At 65.5% G+C, this 26,153-nt stretch carries 20 protein-coding genes; 13 read left to right on the plus strand and 7 right to left on the minus strand.

All coding sequences use genetic code 11. The annotated features are described in order from the left end of the window. The first annotated feature begins 3 nt into the window (after positions 1 to 3). The 4 genes from purL to MVA47_RS08675 all read left to right on the plus strand — a co-directional run bounded on the left by purL (position 4) and on the right by MVA47_RS08675 (position 5,378). Complete coding sequence (gene purL, locus MVA47_RS08660) at positions 4 to 2,283, plus strand: phosphoribosylformylglycinamidine synthase subunit PurL (protein ID WP_247207497.1); 2,280 nt, start codon at positions 4 to 6, stop codon at positions 2,281 to 2,283. A gap of 123 nt (positions 2,284 to 2,406) precedes the next feature. Then, positions 2,407 to 2,871 (plus strand): MarR family transcriptional regulator, encoded by a 465-nt coding sequence (locus MVA47_RS08665; RefSeq protein ID WP_247207498.1) that lies wholly within the window; start codon positions 2,407 to 2,409, stop codon positions 2,869 to 2,871. 15 nt (positions 2,872 to 2,886) lie between these two features. After that, positions 2,887 to 4,164 (plus strand): MFS transporter, encoded by a 1,278-nt coding sequence (locus MVA47_RS08670; RefSeq protein ID WP_247207499.1) that lies wholly within the window; start codon positions 2,887 to 2,889, stop codon positions 4,162 to 4,164. Positions 4,165 to 4,298: 134 nt separating this feature from the next. Then, positions 4,299 to 5,378 (plus strand): diacylglycerol kinase, encoded by a 1,080-nt coding sequence (locus MVA47_RS08675; protein WP_247207500.1) that lies wholly within the window; start codon positions 4,299 to 4,301, stop codon positions 5,376 to 5,378. Positions 5,379 to 5,396: 18 nt separating this feature from the next. On the opposite strand, the gene MVA47_RS08680 is transcribed toward MVA47_RS08675, so the two are convergent. Further along, positions 5,397 to 6,428, minus strand: a complete 1,032-nt coding sequence (locus MVA47_RS08680; RefSeq protein WP_247207501.1) for an NAD-dependent epimerase/dehydratase family protein — start codon at positions 6,426 to 6,428, stop codon at positions 5,397 to 5,399. Between the two features lie 214 nt (positions 6,429 to 6,642). Between MVA47_RS08680 and MVA47_RS08685 the strand changes: the two genes are divergently transcribed. Next, complete coding sequence (locus tag MVA47_RS08685) at positions 6,643 to 7,491, plus strand: phytanoyl-CoA dioxygenase family protein (RefSeq protein ID WP_247207502.1); 849 nt, start codon at positions 6,643 to 6,645, stop codon at positions 7,489 to 7,491. A gap of 36 nt (positions 7,492 to 7,527) precedes the next feature. Here MVA47_RS08685 and MVA47_RS08690 read toward each other — a convergent pair whose 3' ends face one another. From MVA47_RS08690 to helR, 3 genes are all read right to left on the minus strand, one after another. Beyond that, positions 7,528 to 9,036, minus strand: a complete 1,509-nt coding sequence (locus MVA47_RS08690) for a glutamate-cysteine ligase family protein (RefSeq protein ID WP_247207503.1) — start codon at positions 9,034 to 9,036, stop codon at positions 7,528 to 7,530. A gap of 73 nt (positions 9,037 to 9,109) precedes the next feature. After that, positions 9,110 to 10,747 carry an ABC-F family ATP-binding cassette domain-containing protein gene (locus tag MVA47_RS08695; protein WP_247210675.1) on the minus strand — a complete coding sequence of 546 codons (1,638 nt, stop codon included), beginning with the start codon at positions 10,745 to 10,747 and terminating at the stop codon, positions 9,110 to 9,112. Positions 10,748 to 10,829: 82 nt separating this feature from the next. After that, entirely contained in the window at positions 10,830 to 13,058 is a 2,229-nt protein-coding gene (gene helR / locus MVA47_RS08700) for an RNA polymerase recycling motor ATPase HelR (protein WP_247207504.1), read from the minus strand. A gap of 245 nt (positions 13,059 to 13,303) precedes the next feature. On the opposite strand from helR, the gene MVA47_RS08705 reads away from it, so the two are divergent. The 3 genes from MVA47_RS08705 (at position 13,304) to purM (ending at position 16,668) form a co-directional block, all read left to right on the plus strand. After that, on the plus strand, positions 13,304 to 13,684 hold the full coding sequence (locus tag MVA47_RS08705) for a sterol carrier family protein (protein ID WP_247207505.1): 381 nt from the start codon (positions 13,304 to 13,306) through the stop codon (positions 13,682 to 13,684). A 120-nt stretch (positions 13,685 to 13,804) separates the two neighbouring features. Continuing rightward, positions 13,805 to 15,358: an amidophosphoribosyltransferase gene (purF, locus tag MVA47_RS08710; protein ID WP_374474143.1), complete on the plus strand. Its 1,554-nt coding sequence runs from the start codon at positions 13,805 to 13,807 to the stop codon at positions 15,356 to 15,358. Between the two features lie 215 nt (positions 15,359 to 15,573). After that, positions 15,574 to 16,668, plus strand: coding sequence for a phosphoribosylformylglycinamidine cyclo-ligase (gene purM, locus MVA47_RS08715; protein WP_247207507.1), 1,095 nt, complete (start codon positions 15,574 to 15,576; stop codon positions 16,666 to 16,668). Positions 16,669 to 16,824: 156 nt separating this feature from the next. Here purM and MVA47_RS08720 read toward each other — a convergent pair whose 3' ends face one another. The 3 genes from MVA47_RS08720 to MVA47_RS08730 form a co-directional block, all read right to left on the minus strand. Further along, positions 16,825 to 17,004 carry a DUF3073 domain-containing protein gene (locus MVA47_RS08720; protein ID WP_081729715.1) on the minus strand — a complete coding sequence of 60 codons (180 nt, stop codon included), beginning with the start codon at positions 17,002 to 17,004 and terminating at the stop codon, positions 16,825 to 16,827. A 136-nt stretch (positions 17,005 to 17,140) separates the two neighbouring features. Continuing rightward, entirely contained in the window at positions 17,141 to 17,779 is a 639-nt protein-coding gene (locus MVA47_RS08725; RefSeq protein WP_247210677.1) for an MOSC domain-containing protein, read from the minus strand. 58 nt (positions 17,780 to 17,837) lie between these two features. After that, positions 17,838 to 18,962 carry a folate-binding protein YgfZ gene (locus MVA47_RS08730; RefSeq protein ID WP_247207508.1) on the minus strand — a complete coding sequence of 375 codons (1,125 nt, stop codon included), beginning with the start codon at positions 18,960 to 18,962 and terminating at the stop codon, positions 17,838 to 17,840. A 38-nt stretch (positions 18,963 to 19,000) separates the two neighbouring features. Here MVA47_RS08730 and MVA47_RS08735 point away from each other — a divergent pair, with 38 nt between their 5' ends. From MVA47_RS08735 to cydC, 5 genes are all read left to right on the plus strand, one after another. After that, positions 19,001 to 19,912 carry an aminodeoxychorismate lyase gene (locus MVA47_RS08735; protein ID WP_247207509.1) on the plus strand — a complete coding sequence of 304 codons (912 nt, stop codon included), beginning with the start codon at positions 19,001 to 19,003 and terminating at the stop codon, positions 19,910 to 19,912. Between the two features lie 128 nt (positions 19,913 to 20,040). Then, positions 20,041 to 21,558 (plus strand): cytochrome ubiquinol oxidase subunit I, encoded by a 1,518-nt coding sequence (locus MVA47_RS08740; RefSeq protein ID WP_247207510.1) that lies wholly within the window; start codon positions 20,041 to 20,043, stop codon positions 21,556 to 21,558. A 17-nt stretch (positions 21,559 to 21,575) separates the two neighbouring features. Next, the gene (gene cydB / locus MVA47_RS08745; RefSeq protein WP_247207511.1) at positions 21,576 to 22,637 is read left to right on the plus strand and encodes a cytochrome d ubiquinol oxidase subunit II; all 1,062 of its coding nucleotides are present in this window, start codon (positions 21,576 to 21,578) and stop codon (positions 22,635 to 22,637) included. After that, positions 22,634 to 24,328, plus strand: coding sequence for a thiol reductant ABC exporter subunit CydD (gene cydD, locus MVA47_RS08750; RefSeq protein ID WP_247207512.1), 1,695 nt, complete (start codon positions 22,634 to 22,636; stop codon positions 24,326 to 24,328). The genes cydB and cydD overlap by 4 nt, the downstream gene beginning before the upstream one ends. Continuing rightward, positions 24,315 to 26,018 (plus strand): thiol reductant ABC exporter subunit CydC, encoded by a 1,704-nt coding sequence (cydC, locus tag MVA47_RS08755; protein WP_247207513.1) that lies wholly within the window; start codon positions 24,315 to 24,317, stop codon positions 26,016 to 26,018. Before cydD ends, cydC begins: the two co-directional genes overlap by 14 nt. Positions 26,019 to 26,153: the final 135 nt, after the last annotated feature.

Below are 26,153 nucleotides of genomic sequence, written 5' to 3' on the forward strand. Positions count from 1 at the left end.
ACCGTGAGTGCAGACGTAGATACCGTTTCCGTCGCCGCCGATACCCCCGACCAGCCCCAGCCGTTTCGTGAGCTGGGCCTCAAGGACGACGAGTATCAGCGGATCCGTGAGATCTTGGGCCGCCGGCCGACCGCCGCCGAACTGGCCATGTATTCGGTGATGTGGTCCGAGCATTGCTCGTACAAGTCATCCAAGGTGCATCTGAGGTATTTCGGCGAGACCACCACCGACGAGATGCGCTCCTCGATGCTCGCGGGCATCGGTGAGAACGCCGGTGTGGTCGACATCGGCGACGGCTGGGCTGTCACCTTCAAGGTGGAATCGCACAACCATCCGTCGTATGTCGAGCCCTACCAGGGCGCGGCCACCGGAGTCGGCGGCATCGTCCGCGACATCATGGCCATGGGTGCACGCCCGATCGCAGTCATGGACCAGCTGCGGTTCGGAGCCGCCGACGCTCCGGACACCCGCCGGGTGGTCGACGGCGTGGTGCGTGGTGTCGGCGGTTACGGCAACTCCCTGGGTCTGCCGAACATCGGCGGTGAGACGGTGTTCGACGCGTCGTACGCCGGGAACCCGTTGGTGAATGCGCTCTGCGCGGGTGTCATGCGAGTCGAGGATCTGCACCTGGCTTTCGCCTCCGGTGCGGGCAACAAGATCATCCTGTTCGGTGCGCGCACCGGTCTCGACGGGATCGGCGGTGTGTCGGTGCTCGCGTCGGAGACCTTCGACGACAGCGCTGGTGGGCGTCCGAAGAAGCTGCCGGCGGTCCAGGTCGGCGATCCGTTCACCGAGAAGGTTCTGATCGAGTGTTGTCTTGATCTGTACAAGGCAGGCATCGTCATCGGCATCCAGGACCTCGGTGGTGCCGGATTATCGTGTGCGACATCCGAATTGGCTGCTGCCGGTGACGGCGGCATGCGCATCGAGCTGGAGAAGGTCCCGATGAGGGCCACCGGGATGACCCCGGCCGAGGTGCTCTCGAGCGAGTCGCAGGAACGCATGTGTGCCGTGGTGGCGCCGGAGAACGTCGACGCGTTCATGGAGGTCTGCGCCAAGTGGGATGTGCTGGCGACGGTCATCGGCGAGGTCACCGACGGTGAGCACCTCGAGATCACCTGGCACGGCGCGACCGTTGTCGACGTACCGCCCCGCACTGTGGCGCACGAGGGTCCGGTGTACAACCGCCCGCTCGCCCGGCCGGACTGGCAGGATGACGTGATCGCTTCCACCACAAAGGACTTGACGCGCCCGGCAACCGCCGACGAACTGCGCTCGACCTTGCTGCAGATGATCTCCTCGCCCGCGTTGTGCAGCCGCCGCTTCATCACCGAGCAGTACGACCGCTACGTGCGGGGCAACACCGTGCTGGCCGAACATGCGGACTCGGGGATGATCCGGATCGACGAGTCGTCGGGCCGCGGTATCGCGCTGTCCACCGATGCGTCGGGTCGCTACACCTACCTCGATCCCTATCGCGGCGCGCAGCTCGCGTTGGCCGAGGCATACCGCAACGTCGCGGTCAGCGGCGCGACCCCGAAGGCCGTCACCAACTGCCTGAACTTCGGGTCACCCGAGGATCCGGCCGTCATGTGGCAGTTCCAGCAGGCCGTGCGCGGATTGGCTGATGGCTGTGCGCAATTGGGCATCCCGGTCACCGGCGGGAACGTGAGTTTCTACAATCAGACCGGTGCGACACCCATCCTGCCGACGCCGGTCGTCGGGGTACTGGGTGTGATCGACGACGTGCGCCGTCGCATCCCGACCGGTTTCGGTACCGAGCCGGGGGAGACCTTGATCCTGCTCGGCGAGACCCACGACGAGTTCGACGGGTCGATCTGGTCGCAGGTGATGCACGACCACCTCGGTGGCACGCCGCCTGCTGTCGACCTCGAGCGTGAGCGTCTCCTGGCCGACATCCTCACCGCAGCGTCGCGCGATGGCCTGGTGTCCGCTGCGCACGACCTGTCCGAGGGTGGCCTCGCGCAGGCCGTCGTCGAGGGCGCACTCGCGGGCGAGACCGGTTGCCGGATCTTGCTCCCCGAAGGCGCTGACCCGTTCGTGTGGCTGTTCTCCGAGTCGTCGGGCCGAGTTCTGGTCGCGGTGCCGCGTACCGAGGAAACCCGGTTCACCGGCATGCTCGACGCGCGGCAGATGCCGTGGACTCGCATCGGCGTGGTGGATCAGGGAAGCGATTCGGTCGAGATCCAGGATCAGTTCTCGATCCCGCTGACCGAATTGCGCGAGACCTTCGAAGCGACGCTCCCAGCCCTCTTCGGCTAGCCCGGTTTTGGTGGGTTCTGGCGGCCGCGACCTGCGGTTTCGGTCGCCTTAACCCACCAAAATGGGGTAGTGGGGGTGCGGTTCTCCTTGATAGTTCGAGGTCCTAAGTATTACCCTTGCTAAGTGTTCGACACTGAGCTGACCAACCTGGCCGACGCCATCCGCCCGACGATGGCTCGGGTGTATCTGACGATCCGCCGGCGGTCACCGTTCGGCGAATACACCGCGGCGCAGGGCTCCACCCTGGCGACCCTGGCAGAGCACGGCCCGATGCGGATGGGAGAACTGGCCCGCCGCGAGGGAGTGCGGATGCCGACCGTGACAGCGGCCGTGGATGTGCTGGTCGGTCACGGCCTGCTTCGTCGCGACCCCGATCCCGATGACCGTCGGGCGGTGCAGGTGAGCATCACCGACGACGGGCGTCGCGAGATGGCGCAGCTGCAGTCGGCGCGCAATGAGGTGCTCGCCCGAGCGATGGCGGGCATGACCGACGACGAGTTGCGAGCCCTCCGGGCCGCTGTCCCCGCCTTGAGGTCGCTGCGCGCACAACTGGAGAGTCTCGATGAGTCGAGTGCCCTCACGATTTGAAGAAGAGGAGTGAACATGACAACAGGGCAAGCTGATTCGTCACAGGTTGCTGAACACCACGGATTTCTGGACGCAGTTCGCGGGCAGCCGGTTGCGGTGTGGGCCACGGCATTCGCCGCCGTCATCGCATTCATGGGTATCGGTCTCGTAGACCCGATCCTGCCGGAGATCGCCAAGCAACTCGATGCAGGCGCCGATCAGGTCACTCTGCTGTTCGCGGTGTACATGGGTGTGCAGGTGTTCGCGATGCTGATCACCGGATACAGCTCGTACCGCTTCGGACCCAAACGCACACTCATCGCCGGGCTCGCTTTCATCGTTGTCGCAGCGGGTGTTTCGGCAACCGCAAACGGAATCGGCGAGCTGATTGCCCTGCGGGTGGCGTGGGGGTTGGGCAACGCCCTGTTCATGGCGACAGCACTCGCCTTCATCGTGGGATCGGCCCGCGGCGGACAACACGGTGCGATCCTGCTCTACGAGGCCGCCCTCGGGGTCGGGCTTGCGGTCGGGCCGCTGCTCGGCGCGATTCTCGGCGAATGGACGTGGCGCGCCCCCTTTGCCGGTACGGCGGTGCTCATGGCGATCGGCGCCTTGCTCTGCGCGATGAAGCTGTCGAAGGATGGTCCGGCCACTGCGCGCCCCAAGGTGGGTATCGCAGACCCGTTGCGTGCGTTGCGAAATCGTAGGCTCCTGGTGACAGGTATCGGCTCGGCGTTTTATACGGCCGGATTCTTCACCGTGATCGCCTGGGCGCCGATCGTTTTGGACATGCGACCGATCTTCCTGGGGCTGGTGTTTGTCGGATGGGGCCTCTGCGTCGCGCTCAGCGGCGTGACGCTCGCACCCCGGGTGGTCGAGGCCCTCGGCGAACGGCTCGGCGTGATCACTGCTGTCGGTGTCTTCGGCATCGTGATGGCTGTTGCGGCCATCGGAACGGCCGGTGACCTGAAGCCGTTGGTGATGGCCGCCATCATCGTCTCGGGGATTCCGTCCGGTGTGCTGAACACTGCGCTGACCGGCATGGCGATGGCGGCCGGAACCGGTCCGCGGTCGGTGTCGAGTGCCGGATACAACTTCTTGCGCTGGATGGGTGCGGCGGTGTCGGCGCTGTTGGTGGCCCATCTCGCGGAGTGGTTCGGCACCAACGCGGCCCCGTACTGGTTTGCCGTGGGCTACAGCGTGATCGCGGTCGCCGCCATCGCAGTGGTGGGGACGCAGTCGGAGCCCGAGACCGCTGCCGCCACCGAACGCCGACTCGAGGAAGCCGCGCTGGTGGGCGCCGAAGAGATGTAGTCGTCTTCCACCCTCCGAAAGTGGTGGGTTTCGGCGACGACGACCAGCAGGTTTGCTCACCGAAACCCACCACTTTCGGGGTGGCCGAGGTCTAGGGTGAAACGTGTTCTAGTTTCTGTCCTGGAGGTCATGAAGTGGCGTTACGTGTAGTGGTCTGGTCAACCGGCACGATCGGGAAGCTGGCGATAGCGGGTGTGCTCGCCCGCCCCGAACTCGAACTCGTCGGGGTCTGGGTGTCGAACCCCGACAAGGTCGGCAAGGACGTCGGCGAGCTCGCCGGCCTGGGTCGTGAACTGGGAATCGCTGCCAGCGGAGACAAAGAAGAACTGCTGGCGCTGCGCCCCGACTGCATCGTGCACGGCGCCATGACCGACGACCGCATCATGGAATCGGTCGACGACCTGATCAGCTTCCTCGAAGCAGGGGTCAACGTGGTCTCGTCCGGACCGGTCGCGCTGGTCTATCCGGACGGCGTGTTCCCCGACGACTTCAACGAGCGCATACGCGCCGCAGCACGAGCGGGCAACGCCAGCCTCCACGTCAACGGCATCGATCCGGGTTTCGCCAACGACGTCCTGCCGCTGGCGATGACGTCGTTGTCCAAGCGGATAGACGAACTGCGAGTGGCCGAGATCGCCGACTACTCCACGTACTACCAGCCCATGACGATGACCGAGCTGTTCGGTTTCGGCAAACCCATGGACCACCAGTCGATGCTCTGGATGCCGGGGGTGCTGTCGTTGGCGTGGGGTCCCGTCGTGCGGCAACTGGCTGCCGGTCTCGACCTCACCCTCGATGAGCCCCTCGTGGAGCGGATCGACCGCCGACCTGCCGAAGAGGACTACGACATCGCGTCGTGCCACATCGCCAAGGGGACGATGGCTGCGGTGCGGTTCGAGGTCATCGGCACCGTCAACGGATCCGAGCGCATCATTCTCGAACACGTCACCCGGACCAGGGCCGATGCCCAACCCGAGTGGCCGATCCCCAGTCACGGCGACGGCTGCTACCGCATCGAGATCACCGGCGATCCGGTGATGACGGTCGACTTCGTGCACCACGGCGAGAACGGCGATCACAACGATTCCGGAATGCTGGTCACCGCAATGCGTTTGGTGAACGCCGTCCAGGCCGTGGTGGAGGCCCAGCCCGGTCTGCTGACCGCGTTGGACCTCCCGCAGATCACCGGTCGAGGATTGGTCACCAAGGACTGAGGTGACCGCCGGCGACCATCAGATGGCCGCCGGTGTGGCGCCGGTGTCGGCCGAAGCCTTGCTCCCGGCGACTTTGAGCTGCCCCTCCGCCACCATGAAGGTCACGAAGTCGCGCATCGTCTCGTCGACCGGCCTCGGCGAGTGACCGAGCTCGGTGCGGGCCTTGGTGCCATCGACCACCGGGGAGGCCTCGAGGGACCCGAGCGCCGCCTTCGACATCAGATCGGATTTGAAGAGTCGGCAAATGGGCTCGGCGACCGGCAGGATGGCCTTCACCATGCTCATCGGGAACGCGAATGCCGGTCCGCGACGCCCTGCTTCTCGGGCGACCATCTGGAACGCCTCGAGCATGGTGACCATCTGCCCGGTGAGCAGATAGTTCTCGCCGGTCCGGCCGTGCTCGGCCGCGGCGATCAGGCCGGCCGCGACATCGCGCACGTCGATGAGATCGAATCCTCCGGTGACCAGTGCGGGCACGCGGCCACGCGCCGAATCCAGCAGCATCCCGTTGATGCGTGAGAACGGGGTGTGGTCCACCGGGCCGATCACGGCGGTCGGGTTGCAGATCACGCCGTCCAGTCCGCGGTCGATGACCTTGCGCAGCTCTTGTTCACCTGCCCATTTCGACCTGTCGTAGACCGGCAGTTCGGTGTTATCCGATCGGCTTGATGTCTCGTCGATGACACCACCGCAGGTGTACTGGTCGTACGAGTGGATCGAACTGCAGTGCACCATGCGCCGGGCACCTACGGCCAGGGCTGCTTCTGCGACGTTGCGGACACCTTCGGTGTTGATCCGCCAGGCGTTGTCGTCGGTGTGGCGCAGCGTGATCACCGCGACCAGGTGGAACACCACGTCCACTCCGGTCAGTGCCTCGGTGATCGATTCGGGATCGAGGATGTCGGCGCTCACCCAGCTGACCGCACCGTGGTCGGCGACATCGACGGGGTGGTGTCTGTCGATGGCGACGACGGAATGACCGTCGGCGACGAGACGGTCGACGAGATTGCGGCCCACAAATCCTGCGGCTCCGGTGACTGCTGCTTTCATGACGATCACTTCCGTTGTGGCCGGGCTCGGCTTCAGGCCACTCCCCGGCGGTTCGGCACCACACTAGAACATGTTCTAGTTTTGATGAACCGTCCAGTTACGTCGCATGGGGAAGGGGGACTGGTCACGGGCTCGTATTAAGACCACGTGACAACTTCGACGACAGCACGCGCTCACCCTGAGAGAACTCCTGACCAGGGCTAACGTCTTGTGAATGACAATTGTGACCGCAGGCCCCGGCGTATACGGACCCGACGACGTCGAGGGGCTCCTCTGGTTCTACGACATGCACGGCTACGTCGTGTTGCGGGGATTGCTCGACGAAGCCGCGACGGCTGCGATCGAAGCGGAGTGTGTCGACGCCCAGCGCAAGGTGGTGTCCGGGGAACTCGACGACCGCTACGGCTCGACTGTGTTCCTCGATGAGGCGGCCAAGGCCGACAAGTTCGCCAACTACGTCGAGTACATCAGCGAGCTGTCGCCCGCGGTCGACGCCGCGATCACCCACCCCGTGCTGATCGACATCATGAAACAGCTCGTCGGCGAATCGTGTTGGATCCGGGCCCACGAACAGAACGGCGTGGTGTACCAAGATGCCCGGCCCGGAAGGGAATCTGGCTACACGCGTATCGGTTGGCACTCCGACTGGCAGGCGAGCCCCAGCCTCGATGTCTGGCCGAGCACTGCCTTCACCGTGCACATCGACGGCACCAGCCCGGCGAATGGATTCCTGCGCGTGGTGCCGGGAAGTCACCTGTGGGCGACCCCTGCGCCGTATCGCAATGCCAACGGGGTGTCGGTGCCGTCGACGGCGCGACCCTCGGGCGGCCGCACCGACCGCACACCACCGTTCGAGATGCCGCTCGGATTCGAGAAGATCCGCGGTGAGGTGGGCGTCTACGCCGAACGTGGCGACATCATCTTGCACGACGCCTACCTCTGGCATTCCGCAGCCCGGGCCACCGACGATGCCGCACTGCGCAGGCACGTGCGTGGCGGTTACTTCGGCGGCGTGAAACCTGCTGCCGGCGTCGAGGAATTCATCAAGAACGCGGCACGGTAGACAACGCGGCCGAGACTCGCGAGCCGGCCGCGACCGTTACAGATCCCAGGTGTGCACGGGAGCGCCGTCATGCATGCGTTCTATGTACTCGCGCAGCATTCCAGCCAGCGCCTCCTCGCGGCTGTCGCCGGCCTGCTCGCGTGCCTGCACCGAGGCACGTTGCCACACCGAGCCGGTCTGCCGATTGAGGGCACGTCCCTCGATGACCGAGAGGTAGCGGTCGCGGGCGTCGGAGCTCACGCCGAACGCCTGTAGCCCTTCGTCGGCCAGCGGCAACAACTTTCGCAGAACGAGCTCGTCGGGTCGTACCCAGCCGAGCGTCGGCCAATACAGTTGCGCGTCGATCCCGTCACGTGATGCAGCCTGCAGGTTCTCGGCCGCGGCATCAAACGACATCTGCGACCACAGTGGCCGTTCGGCGTCGACCAGGCCACGCAGCACGCCGTAATAGAACGAGGCATTGGCCATGATGTCGACAACGGTCGGTCCTGCAGGCAATACCCGGTTCTCGATGCGCAGATGCGCGTGACCGTCGACCACGTCGTACACCGGACGGTTCCAGCGGTAGACGGTGCCGTTGTGCATGCGCAACTCTGTCAGTTCGGGGATGGTCCCCGCCTCGAGCTGTTCGAGGGGGTCGTCGTCGGAGACCACCGGCAGCAGCGACGGGAAGTATCGGGTGTTCTCCTCGAAGAGGTCGAAAATCGTTGTGATCCAACGCTCTCCGAACCACACGCGCGGACGGACGCCCTGATTGATGAGTTCTTGTGGCCGGGTGTCGGTGGCCTGCTGGAACACCGGGATGCGGCTTTCATGCCAGAGTGCCCGGCCTGCCAGGAAAGGCGAATTGCCTGCCAGTGCCACCTGTACACCTGCGATCGCCTGTGCCGCGTTCCAGTGATCTGCGAAATCCTCAGGTGCCACCCGCAGATGCAGCTGCAGTGACGTACATGCCGCCTCGGGCAAGATCGAGTCGATCGAGGTGTGCAGCCGTTCGGATTCGGCGCCGGGGGTCAGTGGGACTCCGGTGATGTCGAGTTCGATGTCCTCGCCGCGGGCCGCGAAGATCTGCTGGTTCAGCAGATCGTACCGGGGATTGGCTGAAATCCATTGATGCGCAAAGTGTTCCTGGCGCAACGTCGGCAGCATACCGATCATCACCAGGTGGTTGTCGGTGCCGGCCGCGCGTTCCTCGGCGCGGTTGAGTGAATCACGCAGAGCCTGCTCCAACGACACGGTGTCGCCGCCGACGAATGGGCGGGGCGACACGTTGATCTCGATGTTGAACTGGCCCAACTCGGTTTGGTAGTCGGGGTCGGCGATCGCCTCGAGCACAGTGGCATTCGACATCGCCGGGTTCATCGCCCGATCGACGAGGTTGAGTTCGACCTCCATGCCGAGCAACGGCTGGGGTGGATTGCCCTGATCGGTGAAGAGCCCGTTCGCCAGCATTCGGGCGACAGCCTCGGTGCATCGCCCGACCTGTTCGCGGAACAGTCGGCGGTCCTCGCGGCTGAACTCTTGGGTGTTCACATCCGTGCCCATTGATTCATGGTGTCACGGACTTCCCGTGATGTTCTCGCCGACGGGGCCTGTGCAGACCTACCGTGACCTGCCGTCAGGCCAGAGTCTCCGACAACCGGCCTGCGTCCAGGCGCCATTTGCGTGTCGAGCGCACCCTGGCCAGCATCCGTCTGTCGTGCGTGACCAACAGGACTGTCCCGGAGAACGACTCGACTGCCTGCTCCAGCTGCTCTATGGCCGGCAGGTCCAGGTGGTTGGTCGGTTCGTCGAGTACCAGCAGGTTCACCCCGCGGGCCTGCAACAGCGCCAGGGCAGCGCGGGTGCGTTCACCGGGCGACAGCGAATCGGCCGGCCGCGTCACGTGGTGACCGCGCAGACCGAACTTGGCGAGCAGGGTGCGCACGTCGGCCTCGGTGAGATCGGGGACCTGCACGGCGAAAGCGTCGGCCAGTGGGGTCTCGCCGATGAACAATGCACGCGCCTGATCCACCTCGCCCACGAGGACTCCCGCGCCCAATGCAGCCGTGCCCTGGTCCGGGGTGACGGTGCCCAGGAGTAGCCCGAGAAGGGTTGATTTGCCAGAACCGTTGGCTCCGGTGATCACGATGCGGTCGCCGACGTTGACCTGTGTGCTGATGGGCCCGAGGGTGAAGCCGTCGCGGACGACGGCCGCGTCGTTGAGGGTGGCCACCACGGTGCCCGACCGTGGAGCGGTGGCGATCTCCATCCGCAGCTCCCACTCTTTCCTGGGTTCGGCCACCTCGTCGAGGCGCTCGATGCGGCGCTGCGTCTGCCTGGCCTTGGCCGCCTGCTTCTCGGTCGACTCCAACCGGACTGCGCGACCCATCTTGTCGTTGTCCTTGGACTTACGGCGCGCGTTGCGCACACCGTGCTCCATCCAGCCGCGCTGCATCTGTGCACGTTCGGTCAACGCGTTCTTGGTGTCGGCGTATTGGTCGTACGCGTCGCGCGCATGCTGACGGGCTACCTCGCGTTCGACGAGGAACGCTTCGTAGCCGCCGGAATAGACCGATACCTGCTGCTGGGCGAGGTCCAGTTCGATGATGCCCGTGACGGTCCGGGCCAGGAACTCCCTATCGTGGCTGACGATCACCAGCGGTGTGCGAGCACCGCGGACGAAGTTCTCGAGTTGATCGAGCCCGTCGAGGTCGAGGTCGTTGGTCGGTTCGTCGAGAAGGAGGATGTCGTAGCGGGACAACAACAACGCGGCCAGTCCGACCCTGGCCACCTGTCCACCCGACAGGGTGGTCATCGGTGCGTCCAGGTCGATCGTCAGGCCCAGCTCCGAGGTGACCTGTTCGGCGCGCTCGTCGAAGTCCGCCCCACCCAGGTGCAGCCAGCGTTCGAGTGCCGGCGAATACAGGTCGTCGCCGCCGTCCGCCAGTGCGGCGGCGGCCTCGTCCATCGCCGATTGCGCCTGCGCCACCCCCACCCTGCGGCACAGAAACTGCCGGACCGACTCCCCGGAGACGAACTCGGCCTCCTGGGCCAGGTAGCCGACCTCGGCATCCGGGGGACTGAGCGTGATCGTGCCGTCGAAGTCGGCCGTGCCCTGGCCGGCGAGCAGCGTGAGGAGCGTCGACTTGCCGGCACCGTTGGCGCCGACCAGCCCGAACACGTCGCCCTCCGCAACGGTCAGGTCCAGATCGGAGAACAACGTCCGCTCACCGTGACCTGCGGACAGTCCGGCGGCGTGCAGGGTGGCGCTGATGGTGGTGACGCTCCTTCTGGGGTTCTGGGCTGACCGCAGGATATCGCCTCGACGCGGCGGCCCGATTCTGCCGGTCGTGCCGTCACGAACCGGTGAGCACCACCAGTCGCTGCGTCGCGCGGGTCATCGCGACGTAGCGATCCACTGCGCCCTCGACACCGACACCGAACGACTCCGGGTCGATCAGGACGACCAGATCGAACTCGAGCCCCTTCGACAGCTGTGGCGTCAACCATCGGACGCGTGCAGGCTCCCCGAATCTGCTTGTGTCCACCTCGTCGTCGTCGATGACACAGACCGTGCCGTCCGGGTTCTCGGCCAGCCAGAGGTCAACGATTGGGCCGAGCTCGATGATGCGGTCGAGGTCGGTGACGGATCGGTGTTCCACCGGGAAGCCGCTGCTCCGGACCGACTTCGGCACGTTGGCATCGGGCACGACGGCCCGGATGACGGGTTCGGCCTCGGTCATCACCTCTTCGGGGGTGCGGTAGTTGATACCGAGCGTCGCGACATCGATGCGGTCGAGTCCGACGCGTTCGAGTCTTTCCCGCCAGGACTCCATCCGAATCTCGGACGATCCAGGGTCGGTCACCGTGAAGCCGTGCCGTGCCTGCGCGCGGTCGCCGACGATGGTGAAACTACGAGAAGGGCAACGTAGCAACAACATCTGCCATTCGGCGTCGGTCAACTCCTGTGCTTCGTCGACGACGATGTGGGCAAACGGGCCCGCGTGGGGATCGCTCGAGTCGTCCAGCCGGTCGGTGTCGTCGACCAGAGCCCGGCTCAGGTCGTGGCCGCGCAACATCGACATCACGCGCAGTTCGGAGTCGTCGGATGCGATGAGGTCGTCGACCACCCCGGATCTGCGTTCGTGTTCGGCCCGCAGGGCTGCACGTCGGCGGCGGATGCGTGAGGCGGCCTTCGGGTCGCCCAGTCGGTGTCGGGCGGCGTCGAGAAGAGGCAGGTCGGAGACAGTCCACGCCCGGGGGTCAGGACGGTGCAGTGCGGCGACCTCCTCGGCATCGAGCCAGGGCGCGCACATGCGGAGGTAGGCGGGAACAGACCACAGATCCCCGACGAGGTCGGCGGCGTCCACCATCGGCCAGGCCCGATTCAGCGCGGCGCGCAGATCGTCATTCTGCCGCAGCGACTTTCGAACCTGATCGGTTCCGACGTCACCCCGGTACCTGTCGATCAGGATCTCGATCAGTTCCTCCATGATCGCCTCGCGTGCCTCGTTGTGGGGTGTGCCGCGGTCCGGTGACCGGAAGGCCGCCGCCCAGTCCTCGGCGCTCAGCCAGATCTCGCTCCAGTCGGTCTCGACGGTCATGCCCTTTGCCGGCGGTTTCTCATAGAATCGGACGGCCACCTCGACGGCGTTCACCAGGTCCGCCGATGCCTTGAGTCGCGCCACCGCGGGGTCGGCTTCGACCTTCGCCTTCGCACCCTCCGGCACAAGGTCTCTCAAGGTGCATGTCCGCACTCCTTCTTCTCCGAGACTGGGAAGGACATCGGCGACGTAAGCCAGGTAGGGCTCGTGTGGGCCGACGAAGAGCACGCCGCCCCGTTGATGGCCCAGGCGCGGGTCAGAGTAGAGGAGGTAGGCGGTTCGGTGCAGTGCGACAACGGTTTTGCCGGTGCCCGGCCCGCCGTCGACGACGAGTGCGCCGCGCGATCCGCCGCGGATGATGGCGTCTTGATCCGCCGCGATCGTGCCCAGGACGTCGCGCATCTTGGCAGACCGGTTCTGTCCCAGACTTGCGATGAACGCCGACTGGTCATCGAGCGCTGCGCTGCGTTCGGAGTCTGCGACCACCTGACCTTCCATGGTGAAGACCTCATCCCAGTAGTCGGTGATCTTCTCGCTGGACCATCGGTAGCGACGGCGTCGGGTCAGGCCCATCGAATCGGCATGGGTGGCACCGAAAAACGGCTCGGCGACAGGGGAGCGCCAGTCGACCATCAGTTGCCGCCCAGAGCTGTCCGTCAGTCCCAATCGCCCGACATACACCGGTTCCGAACCGTCCGCGCCCACCATGTGCCCGAGACACAGGTCCACGCCGAACCGCCGCAGGGTGCGCAGACGTGCAGTGAGCCGGTGCACCTCCATGTCCCGATCCATGGCCGCCCGGCCCTCGCCTCCCGGCGCCTTCCGTTCAGCGTCGATGCGATCCCGCAGGTTCGATATCGACTCTTCCAAACTCCTCGCGACCTCGGTGAAATGGTGCTCATCGTGCGCGATCAGTACCGGGGCGGCTTTGCGTGCCAGGTGGTGGGGCAGGTCGAAAACACTGGTGGACAACGGTTTCAAGCGCTCATCTCCTCTGACGGCTCCGCATCGCGACGGCTTGCTGCCACCGCACGGAAGGGCCGAATGTTGGCCGTGGACAGTGAGTTTGCGCCCTCAACCGGGTCTTGCCGCAAGCCCCGGGGTGCGCTATAAATTAGAAGGGGCAAGGACACGTGCCCTCTCATCTCGCCCCAGAACCTTCACGCAGCACACGACCCGACGACCACGCGCCCATCGGTGCATCGGTTGGCGTGACACGATTGGGTGTGCCTTCTCGTAAGCCGGTCGACCCGGCAGCCATGCGTGCCGCGGTGGCGCTGATCGAACCGTGGCTGACCGATCCCGCCGCCGCCGAGCCGACACGGGCCGAACTGGCCGATGCCGTGCGAACCTCTGCCCGCACCCTCGCTCAGGTCGCACCTGGTTCGTCGGTCGAGGTGCGGGTTCCCCCGTTCGTCGCGGTGCAGTGCATCGAGGGACCTCGGCACACCCGGGGCACGCCGCCGAACGTGGTGGAAACAAATTCGCGCACGTGGCTGTTGTTGGTGACGGGACAGCTCGGACTCGTCGACGCAATCGACTCGGGGATGGTCACCGCATCGGGGAGTCGCGCCAGGGAGATCGATCACTGGCTACCGCTCGTCTAGATCCCGGTGCTGGTGAGACAGTTGTGACAGACACACACACTCCGGCGATTCGCTAACGCGTTTCGGCTGCCCGTAGACTTGAGCCCACGCCCTCCACCAGCCCACCTCATGGGAGTGCCAGTGACCGAGCTGTCGATCAACAGCAAGAACCTGTTAGACGCCGACGAGCCTGAGAACGAGCCACGCGAAGAATGTGGCGTGTTCGGTGTCTGGGCACCCGGTGAAGATGTTGCAAAGCTCACCTATTACGGCTTGTATGCCTTGCAACACAGAGGCCAGGAGGCTGCGGGCATCGCCGTGGCCGACGGCTCGCAGGTCTTGGTGTTCAAAGACCTGGGGCTCGTCTCGCAGGTGTTCGACGAGCAGACCCTCGGCGCCATGCAGGGCCACGTGGCCATCGGCCACTGCCGCTACAGCACCACCGGATCCACCACCTGGGAAAACTCCCAGCCCATCTTCCGTACCACCGCCGCAGGCACAGGCGTGGCGCTCGGTCACAACGGAAACCTCGTCAACACCTCCGACCTGGCAAGCAAGGCCCGTGATTTCGGGTTGATGGATTCGCGGCGCGCCGGCGGCGCCACCTCGGATTCGGACGTCGTCGGGGCGCTGCTGGCCCATGGCGCGGCGGACTCGACCATCGAGCAGGCCGCGATGGAGTTGCTCCCGACCCTTCGGGGTGCGTTCTGCCTGACCTTCATGGACGAGCACACGCTGTACGCGGCGCGCGATCCTCACGGCGTCCGGCCACTGTGCCTCGGTCGTCTCGACCGCGGATGGGTGGTGGCGTCCGAGACCGCAGCCCTCGACATCGTCGGCGCGTCCTACGTCCGTGAGATCGAGCCGGGCGAACTGCTCGCCATCGACGCCGACGGCGTCCGCAGCTCGCGCTTCGCCGAGGCCACGCCCAAGGGTTGCGTGTTCGAATACGTCTACCTCGCCCGGCCCGACAGTGTCATCAACGGACGCTCGGTGCACACCACCCGGGTGGAGATCGGTCGCCGGCTGGCGCGCGAGTTCCCGGCCGAGGGCGACCTCGTCATCCCCGTACCCGAATCGGGCACACCTGCCGCGGTCGGATACGCCCAGGAGTCGGGGATCCCCTACGGCCAGGGGCTGATGAAAAACGCCTACGTGGGTCGTACCTTCATCCAGCCGTCACAGACCATCCGTCAGCTGGGCATCCGGCTCAAACTCAACCCTCTCAAAGAGGTCATCCGCGGGAAGCGGCTTGTGGTCGTGGACGATTCGATCGTCCGCGGTAACACGCAGCGCGCGTTGATCCGAATGCTCCGCGAGGCAGGCGCGGCCGAGGTGCACGTGCGCATCGCATCGAGCCCCGTGCGCTGGCCATGCTTCTACGGCATCGACTTCGCATCGCCCGCCGAACTCATCGCCAACGGCACGGACTCCGAAGAACATCTCGTGGAAGGCGTCCGGCACGCCATCGGGGCAGACTCCCTCGGCTACATCAGTACCGACGAGATGATCGCCGCCACCGAGCAGTCCGCCGACAACCTCTGCGCCGCATGCTTCACCGGGGAGTACCCGATCGAGCTGCCCAAGGAGACATCCATGGGCAAGGCGGTTCTCGAGACGATGCTCAAGAATGCCGCGACGGGCACCGAGGTGCTCGCCGACAACGACAACGTGAGTGCGATCCGCCGGCCCTAGGCCACAGTCACCGTTTGCGGTTCCGAGTCACCCTGGCGTGGGGATGACTCGGTACCCCGTCGAGTGTCCGCCTTGCGCAGTTTCCGGTTGTTCGCCGATGTAGGCAATGCACGTCGCCAGAACTCATCGGGTGCACCTCGGGTAGCGTGAGACCGGATTATTCGCCACCACGGCAGCCCCGGCTGCCGGACTTCGAGAACGGGAACCACACGCCGATGACCGACAACGAGCCCAGCAACGCCTCATATGCTGCGGCGGGAGTGGACATCGATGCCGGTGAGCGAGCAGTGGAGCTGTTCGCCCCGCATGCAAAGCGCACGCTGCGTCCCGAGGTCATGGGTGGACTCGGAGGCTTTGCCGGCCTGTTCAAGCTCAAGGGCGGCTACCGCGAGCCGGTTCTCGCGTCGTCCACCGACGGTGTGGGAACAAAGATCGCCGTGGCACAGGCCATGGGCAAGCACGACACGCTCGGCCGCGACCTCGTGGCGATGGTGGTCGACGACCTCGTCGTCTGCGGTGCCGAACCGCTGTTCCTCCAGGACTACATCGCCGTCGGCAAGGTTGTCCCCGAGGTCGTCGCAGAGTTGGTCAAGGGAATCGCCGATGGTTGCGTCGAGGCCGGGTGCGCGCTGCTCGGCGGCGAGACGGCCGAACACCCGGGTTTGATGGCAGAGGGCGACTACGACCTGTCAGCCACCGGCGTGGGCATCGTCGAGGCCGACGCAGTGCTCTCGCCGGACCGCGTGCGGCCCGGTGACGTCGTGATCGCAATGGGCAGCAGCGGCCTGCACTCGAACGGATACTCGCTGGCGCGCAAGGTGTTGCTCGAGTGGGGCCACATGGACCTCGGCGGGCACGTCGAAGAGTTCGAGCGCACCCTCGGCGAAGAGTTGCTGGAGCCCACTCGTATCTACGCCAAGGACTGCCTTGCCCTGGCTGCGGAGACCGACGTCCGGACGTTCTCACACGTCACCGGGGGCGGATTGGCCGACAACCTGGCCCGGGTCATCCCCAGTGGCCTGGTCGCAGAACTCGACCGCGGCACCTGGTCGCCGGCACCGATCTTCCAGATGATCGCCCAGCGCGGACGCGTGGAACGTACCGAGATGGAACGGACCTTCAACATGGGCGTCGGGATGGTCGCCGTGGTGGCGCCCGAAGACACCGACCGCGCATTGGCCGTCCTGACTGCTCGCCACCTTGATTGCTGGGTGCTGGGATCGATCAAGAAGTCCCACACGACAAGCCCGGGGGATCACAAGAAGAAGACCGGGGTTGCCGAGCTGATGGGCGAACACCCGCGGTTCTAGACCGAAAGGAAGCGGCGGCCTGGTCGGGGTGTGCCCGATCAGGATTGCGACCCGATCACGGATATGCCGAGTGGCCCGCCCTGACCGGGAGTCGCCTCAGGGGGTTGTCAAGAGTGGTGGTTCGAACCAGATGGCCCGAACCCCCGGCTCGCCTTGTCAGGCTCGCCGCCAACTCTCCTCATCGGACCACCGATCGTCCGTGAACCCATCGTTCGGTTCAGCGGAATCGCCACCCGACAGCTCTCGCTGCAAGCTGTCGAAGTCGGTGTTCGGTGAGCTGTACTTAAGTTCACGAGCAACTTTAGTTTGCTTCGCCTTCGCCCGGCCGCGGCCCATAGGGGACCCCCTCGCGCAATGAAGGGGCGGCCAAACACGTGGCGGCCCCATTCTGTGTTTACAAATATGGTCGTGAAACACAGTCTAGCGTGCTCGCAAGCGTGATGCGGACCGGCTCGGCGGGGGCCCGCTGAATTTACCTGCTCTTCTTGCGAAGCCACCGCTCTGCGTCCCGCACGACCTTCGGCGGAAGACTGTCGGCGGCCAGCAGTTCTACCAAAGCATCACGGTCAGGGCCGGTGATCAGATGCCGGACCAGAACCCCGTGATCCGGCCGGGAAATGACCCTGACCACATCACCCGCTGTCACGGCACCCGGCTGGACCACGCGGAGATAACAGCCCACGTCGGCCTGGGCGTTGAAGCGCTTGATCCAGTTCTCCTCCTGCGCCCAGTCGGCGAAGGTGCGGCAGGGGGTACGCGCAATCGTGACCTCCAGTTCGAGAGTGTCACCGACCTTCCAGCGCTCTCCGATCACCGCATCGGTCGTGGCTACGCCTGCGATCCGGAGGTTCTCGCCGAACCATCCGTACGGCAGCTCTCGATCCAGTTCCGTTGCCCATCGCTGGGCCTCGTCTTCGCTGTAGGCGTAAACAGCCTGATCGAGTCCGCCGTGGTGTTTGATGTCGCGGACATGGTCGATGTCGAGGCCGTTCTCGTTCACGTCCACCGGACCGTCGATCGCCCGCTTGTCGATGGCGCTGATCCCGACACCACCCGCCAGGCGATGCTCCTCGTGCACGGCGCACACGGCCAGCACCGTGCCCTCGGCCAAGCTCACCTGCCCCTCAACTTCTCGGTGTGTCGGCCGGCCAAGTAGGTGCTCACCATCGTCATCTGCCCCTCAACTTCTCGATTGCAGCCCGTCCGGCCTGCACCCGGTCATCAGCCGGGACCGAAGAGGGATCGATGGCCGCGGTCGTCCCGCCGGTCTCGAGGGCTGTGTCGGCAGGCACACCCCGCTTGACCAAAGCGAGCGCGATCGGCCCGTACTCGAAGTGTTCGACAACGGTGCCGATCCGACCGACCGCGCGTCCACCCGCGGTGACGGGATCACCGGTGACTGGGCGGCTGTCGGCACTGCCGTCGAGGTGGAGCAGGAGCAGTTGCCGGGGAGGCTTGCCGAGATTGTGCACGCGGGCAACGGTCTCCTGCCCCCGGTAACACCCCTTGTTCAGGTGCACCGCACCCATCTCATCCGGCGACCCGATCCAGTTCACTTCATGAGGGATCGCGCGGTCATCGGTGTCGATGCCCAGTCGGGGTCGCAGAGCGGCGACCCGAAGAGCTTCGTGAGCCCACGAACCTGCAGGGCGCACGCCGACCGCGGTCAGGCTCGACCACCACGTGATCAGCTGGTCGGCCGGGATGACCAGGTCGATGGCCTCGACGGAGGCATGCTCACCGAGAGCCGGCATCACCCGCCAGAACCCGCCGTCGGCCAACGGCCCGGCGTCGTAGACCGATGCCGTCGGGGGTACGCCGAGCAACTGTGCGACGGCACCTGCACGGGTTTGCGGCCCCAGCAGGCTCAGTACCGCCATGTCCGGGCGCGTGGCGACCTCGACCTTTGCCCAGAAGATCATCTTCGTCAGGAACGCGGCCAACGGCTCGCCGCGATGCGCCTCGGTGTCGATCCACGTGGTGCCGTCGAGGTCGGTCTGGATGAAGTGATCTTCGATCCGGCCGTTCCCGTCGAGGCTGAGGTTCTCCGCGCTGCGTCCGTCCGCGAGGTCGGTGACGAACTGACTGGAGATGGTGTTGAGCCAGCTGAGCCGCTCGTCGCCGGTGAGGGCGATGACGCTGCGATGCGAACGGTCGATCACCACCGCCGAGGTGGTCGCAGCACGTTGCTCACCGAAAGGGTCACCGAAGTGCCACGCCACTGCTTCGTCTGGGGAATTTTCCGGGCCACCGACTGCGCCTGAGGCGCGTAATGAATCCAACAAAACAGTCACGTCATCATCGTACGAGCGTGCTCGCTACTCTTGCCGTCATGGCTCAACCGATCTTGGTGACTGTCGACGGCGCGGTACTCGACCCCGACGTGCCGATCCTGCATGCGGACGACCTTGCTGCGGTCCGAGGCGACGGGATCTTCGAAACCCTCCTCGTTCGTGATGGGCGGGCTCGCGTGGTCGATCTGCATCTGCAGCGGCTCTCGCGCAGCGCCAAGGCGCTCGATCTGCCTGCTCCCGACGAAGAGAAATGGGCCGAGGCGATCGCGACTGGTGCCAGGGTCTGGGCGGAGGCCAACGGCAACGCCGAGGGGCTCATGCGGCTGGTCTACTCACGCGGACGGGAGTCGGCGCCCGTCGACGCCGCGCCTCCGCGGGCCCGCGACGAGACCGGGCTCACCCGTGAGGCGAACGCGGCCACCGAATATCTGACAGTCGGGCCGGTCGCCGAACGGGCTGCGAAGGTCCGTGAGAACGGGGTGAAGGTCATCACCGCTCCCCGTGGATACTCGGTCGATCTCGCCGCGGTGGCCCCGTGGCAATTGCTCGGCGCCAAAACCCTCAGCTATGCCACGAACATGGCTGCGCTGCGGTACGCCGCCGAGCAAGGCGCCGACGACGTCATCTACACCAGCAGCGAGGGCTATGTGCTCGAGAGCCCGCGGTCGACGGTCATCGTGGTCGAGGGCAAACGGTTGATCACACCGCCACCCGAGATCGGCATCCTCGGCGGCACCACCCAGCAGGCCCTGTTCGCCCAAGGCGAGAAGGACGGTTGGGAGACTGAGGTTCACGCCCTGCGTCCGGCAGACCTCATCTGTGCCGACTCGGTGTGGTTGGTGTCCAGCATCACGTTGGCCACCCGCGTCATCGAGCTCAACGGTTACTCGATGGCGACTCCTGTTCGCCCACAGGACTTTTCAGCTTTGGTAGACCGAGCAATCGACTGATCTGACCCGCCGTTCGGCATCGGTGAAGGTGCCCGGCGCCACACCTGTTTTGCTTGTTCGCCGTCCGCGCCCGGGCGTACGCTGCATCTACTACCTCTCGTAGTAGCGACTCGGCGAATGAGGCAAAAATGGACGCTCTTGACGTCTCGCGGTGGCAGTTCGGGATCACCACCGTCTATCACTTCATCCTGGTACCGCTGACGATCGGACTCGCTCCGATGGTTGCGGTGATGCAGACCGTGTGGGTCGTCACCGGCCGCGAGCAGTGGTATCGCGCCACCAAGTTCTTCGGGAAGTTGCTGCTGATCAACTTCGCCCTCGGCGTCGCCACCGGCATCGTCCAGGAGTTCCAATTCGGGATGAACTGGAGCGAGTACAGCAGATTTGTCGGGGACGTGTTCGGCGGCCCGCTGGCGCTCGAAGGCCTCGTCGCCTTCTTCATGGAGTCGACCTTCCTGGGTCTCTGGATCTTCGGCTGGGATCGCCTGCCCAAGAAGATCCATCTGCTGACGATCTGGATGGTTGCCATCGGCGTCAACGCGTCCGCGTGGTTCATCGTCGCTGCGAACTCGTGGATGCAGCACCCGGTAGGGGCGCAGTGGAACGAGGAAAAGCAGCGTCCAGAGCTCAAGAGCCTGTGGGACGTGATGACCAACAGCACCACGTTGGCGGCTTTCCCGCACACCATCGCCGGCGCGTTCCTCACCGCCGGCACCTTCGTCGCGGGGATCGGCTGCTGGTGGATGGTGCGAAACATGCGGCAGGCCAAGCGGTCCGAAGGCGCCGAGGCGGGCCGACTGGAGGCCGATGCGCGGACGCTGTACCGCCCGGTGACCCGCTTGGCCCTGTGGGTGATGATCGTCAGCGGCGTGGCCCTCGCCATCACCGGTGACGCGCAGGCCAAGCTCATGTTCGAACAGCAACCGATGAAGATGGCGTCGGCCGAGTCGCTGTGCGAGACCGAAAGCGGTGCAAGCTTTTCCATCCTTGCCATCGGCACCCAGAACAACTGCGAGTCCGTCACGCATCTGATCGAGGTGCCCAAGGCGTTGTCCTTCCTGGCCGACTACGACTTCAACTCCACCCTGCAGGGTGTCGAAGACCTGCAGGCGCAGCACGAGGCGAACTTCGGTCCCGGCAACTACAAGCCGAATCTCTTTGTCACGTACTGGGCGTTCCGTGCCATGATCGGATGGGCCCTCGGCTCGGCGGCGCTGGCTCTTCTCGCGCTCTGGTTCACGCGCGGTGGCCGTATCCCCGACTCGAAGCGCTTCGGGACATTTGCCATCTGGATGATCCCGACCCCGTTCTTGGCCAACAGTTCTGGCTGGATCTTCACCGAGATGGGGCGTCAGCCCTGGATGGTGGCACCCAATCCGACGGGTCTGTCGCAGGTGCACCTGACCGTGCAAGAGGGCGTCAGCCGGCACTCGGGCTACCTCGTCCTCACGTCGTTGATCATCTTCACCCTCCTCTACGGAGTTCTCGGCCTTATCTGGTTCACGTTGTTGCGCAAGTACACCCGCGAGGGTCCACAACCGTCCGACTCCGGGCCCCCGGTCGGTGGGTCGGGCAACGACGGCGACGGCAGTGGTCGCGATGACGACGACGCCGATGACGTCAAACAACTCTCGTTCGCTTACTGAAAGGCCGAGGTGACGTGATGAGCCTTGCTGAGTTCTGGTTCGCACTCGTCGGAGTGCTGTTCCTCGGCTACTTCGTACTCGAGGGTTTCGACTTCGGGGTCGGGATGCTCATGCCATTTCTGGGCCGGGCGAAGGACGGGGTGTCCGGGGACACCAGGCGACGGGTCATGCTCAACACCATCGGCCCGGTGTGGGACGGCAACGAGGTGTGGTTGATCACCGGCGGTGGCGCTCTGTTCGCGGCCTTTCCTGCCTGGTACGCAACGATGTTCAGCACCTTCTATCTCCCGTTGCTGCTCATCCTCGTCGGGCTGATCACCCGGGTCGTCTCCATCGAGTGGCGTGGGAAGATCGACGACCCTCGGTGGCGTCGGTGGGCTGACGTCGGTATCGGGCTCGGCTCGTGGCTGCCGGCCGTTCTGTGGGGCGTCGCGTTCGCCAATCTGGTGCGCGGACTTCCCATCGACGGTGAGGAGCAGTTCACCGGCAACATCCTCGACCTGCTGTCTCCGTACGCGCTGCTCGGCGGCGCCGCCACCGCCTTGTTGTTCATCACCCACGGCGCGGTGTTCCTGGCACTCAAGACCGGTGGCGACATGCAGCGTGAATCCATGAGGACCGCAGCCTGGCTCGCCGTTCCGACCACCATCGTCACCGCGGTGTGGGGTGTGTGGACCCAGCTGGCCTACGGCAAGGGATGGACATGGGTGGCGCTGGCGGTTGCCGCGGTGGCCGTCGTCGCCGCCACGGCGCTGGCCTGGATGCGAAGGGAGGGATGGGCATTCGTTGCCACCTGTTTCGCCATCTTCGGTGTGGTGGTCCTGATCCTCGGGTCGATGTTCCCCAACGTCATCCCGTCCACAACCGACCCGGCCTTCCACATGACCATCGAGGGGAGTGCGTCGAGTCATCACACATTGGTGGTGATCACCTGGGCGGCAGCGTTCATCACCCCCGTCGTGCTCGCCTACCAGGGTTGGACGTATTGGGTGTTCCGCCAGCGCATCTCGACATCCCAGATTCCCCCGTCCATCGGGCTGGCACTACGCGATCGAAAAGCTGCCGAGGCACGGAGATGACCGAGCAGGGGCGGCGACGACGGGCCAGACCGCCGATCGATCCGCGCCTGTGGAGATACTCACGGACCTCGCGCCGCTACCTGGTGATCACGGTGTTCATGGCCGTGGTGTCGGTCGCGACCGTCATCGTCACCGCGGCGATGGTGGCCTCGATATTGTCGGAACTGATCGTCTCTCCGGGGCTGCGCAGCCTCGATGCACAAGCGTCCCATCTGGTCTGGCTGGCGGCGTCTGTTGTGGTGCGGGTGGCCGCGACCTATCTCCACGACCGCTACGCCCACCGCGCGGGCGCCCAGGTGATCGCCGAGCTGCGCGAGGCGGCCCTTGCCGTGGTGTCAGACCCAGCTCGTACCGCACCGCGTGAGCTGCTCACCCGTCGCGGGCGTCTTGCCACCATCCTCACCCGCGGGATCGAGGCGCTGGGTCCTTACCTGACCGGATACGTCCCCGCCCTTGTGCTTTCGGTGGTGGTGATCCCGGTGCTGATCGTGGTGATGGCAATCGCCGATATGACGTCGGCGATCATCGTGGTCATCACACTGCCGCTGATACCGATCTTCATGATCCTCATCGGGGTGATGACCCGCGATCGCACGGCTGACCGGCTGGCGGCGATGAGTCGACTCTCGTCCCAATTGCTCGACCTCATCGCCGGGATACCCACTCTGCGCGCACTGGGGCGCGAGTTGGAGCCGGCGGGTCGTATCGGTGAGTTGGGACAGGCTCATCGGCGCAGCACCATGAAGGCGCTTCGGATCGCCTTTCTGTCGGGTGCGGTGCTGGAGTTCCTCGCCACCCTGTGCGTGGCACTGGTCGCCGTGAGCATCGGACTGCGCCTGGTCTTCGGTGACATGGGGCTGTACGCGGGTGTCTTGGCCCTGGTGCTCGCACCGGAGATCTATCTGCCGCTACGGGCCGCGGGGGCTCAGTTCCACAACTCGGAGGCCGGGACGGCAAGCGCTGATGAGATATTCGACATCATCGAGGCGGAATCGGCCGCGCCGACAGCAGACGGTCGGTCGGTACCGGTCGTCGGAGCCGCCATCACCTTGTCCGGCGTCGGCGTCGAGGGCCGCGATGGCTGGGCCCCGGACGATGTGACGGCGACCATCCGGCCGGGACGCCTGACCGTGGTCGTCGGGCCCAACGGGACAGGGAAGTCGACTGTGCTGGCAGCGATCCTGGGTCTGCAAGATCTGGACGCCGGCTCGATCCTGATCGGCGACGTGCCGGTGGCCGATTTCGACCGGGAAGGGTTGTGGGAGCAGGTCTCCTGGCTACCCCAGCACCCGGTGCTGGTACCGGGCACCGTGGGGGACAACTTTCTCCTCGGCGGGCCGATCGCCGACGCGGATCGCGAGTCGGCATGCCGGGCAAGCGGTTTCGACGAGGTGGTCGCCGGCTTGCCGCAGGGGTGGGACACCCAGCTCGGGCACGGGGGAGTGGGGTTGTCGGCGGGGCAGCGGCAACGCCTGGCGCTTGCCCGTGTGCTGGCGTCGCCCGCGCCGCTGCTGTTGCTCGATGAACCGACCACTCACCTCGATGCGGTGGCCGAGGCCGAGGTGTGCCGGGTGTTGCAGGCCCGCGCCCGCGCCGGTGACACCGTTGTTGTCGTCGCTCACCGTCCGGCGTTGCTCGCGGCAGCCGACGACGTGGTCGAGATCGGAGCGCATGTCCATGTCCATCGTTGAGAACTGGTCGGAGGTGCGTGAGGATCCACTTTGGCGTGCGATGGGTCTGCTCGGCCTGCGGAGACAGTTGGTGGCGAAGTCGCTGCTGCTGGGAATGTTCGGTGCCGGTAGCGCACTCGCGCTCGCCGCGCTGTCGGCATGGTTGATCACCCGCGCCTGGCAGATGCCGCCGGTTCTCTATCTGTCGCTTGCCGTGACAGCTGTGAGAGCGCTCGGCATCTCGCGCGGATTGTTCCGCTACCTCGAGCGCCTGGCCACACACGATGTGGCGCTCGATGCGATGTCGACTGCGCGCCGCCGACTGTACGTCGCCCTCGCGGGTGGACCGTCCGGGTACTCGGTGGGATTGCGCCGCGGAGAGTTGTTGTCGCGCACGGGTGCCGATGTCGACGAGGTGGGCAATGCCTTGATTCGGGTCCTCATACCCATCGGGGTGTCGATGGTGGTGTCCGGCGCCGCGGTGGTGATCATGGCGTGTGTCTCGTTGTGGGCGGCTGCCGCGTTGGCCGGTTGTTTGCTGATCAGCGGCGCAGTTGCGCCGTGGGGTGCCGCACGCGGTTCTCGCCGTGCCGCAGTGGATGCTGCCGTGGCGCAGGCGCGCAGCGCCGAGGCGATGATGAATCTGCTCGATCACGGACCCGAGCTGGCTGTGACACGTCGTCGCGCAGAGGTGTTGAGCGACTTGGCATCTGCCGAGGCCGATGCCCGCAGCGCCACCGATCGTGGAGCCCGGCAGAGCGCATGGGCGGCGGCCGCCACACCACTTGCCGTCGGGGTCTCGGTGATGGTGGCGGGGCTGATCGGTATCGGCATGGCTGATTCGGTGTCCCCGATGACGCTGGGCGTTCTGATCCTCTTGCCCTTGAGTGCTTTCGACTCCACCAGCACCATGACCGACGCTGCGATGACACTGTCGCGCAGCCGCCTTGCGGCGCGGCGGATCATGACCCTCGTCGACCGCGCGCACGACTACCGAAACGCGCGCCCGAACCGGTCGACTGCGCTGCCCGCCGGACACCTGACGGTCCGTGGCTTGCGATGGGGGTGGCCCGGCGGCACGGTGTTCGGCGGGTCTGCCGGCCTGGACCTGGACGTGAGACCGGGGTCCAGGATCGCCCTCGTGGGTCCGAGTGGCTGTGGGAAATCTACCCTCTTGCTGACGTTGGCCGGGTTGCTGGAACCGGTGTCGGGGACCGTCACCGTCTCGAGTCAGAGTGATTCGGACCCAATATATTTCGCGGAGAACGGTCACGTGTTCACCACCAGTGTCCGCGAGAACCTGCTGGTATCGCGCGGTGACGCGACCGACGAGGTGCTGATGTCGGCGTTGGCATCCGTCGGCCTCGACACCTGGGTCGGGGGATTGCCGGATGGGCTCGACACGATCCTCGAAGGGGGTGCGGACGCGATCAGCGGGGGACAGCGGAGACGGCTGCTCGTGGCGCGCGCCCTGATCAACCCCTCGCCGGTGCTGATCATCGACGAACCCGGCGAAAATCTCGACCGTGCCGATGCGGACAGAGTGCAGGCCGGACTCCTCGATGTCGGTGGCGGACTCGTCGACCGTGGACGCGCGGTCGTTGTTGTCTCGCACCGACTACCGGCTTCTCATCGTGCCGACAGGGTGATCGATCTGGGACCGAATTCGCTACGAGAAAAAGCGGTTGCCGACCTATCGAACCGGGGGTAACTTCGTCCGTACACGAGGAAGGAGGTGGTCTGAAGTTGAATTCTTGGACACGTGAGGTGACCATCAGCTAACGGCCGTTTTGGTGGATTGGCCCGATCGGGATCGCACATCGGTTGCGTCCCAGCGGTCGTCAGC

The sequence above is a fragment of the Williamsia sp. DF01-3 genome (assembly GCF_023051145.1).
GTDB lineage: Bacteria > Actinomycetota > Actinomycetes > Mycobacteriales > Mycobacteriaceae > Williamsia.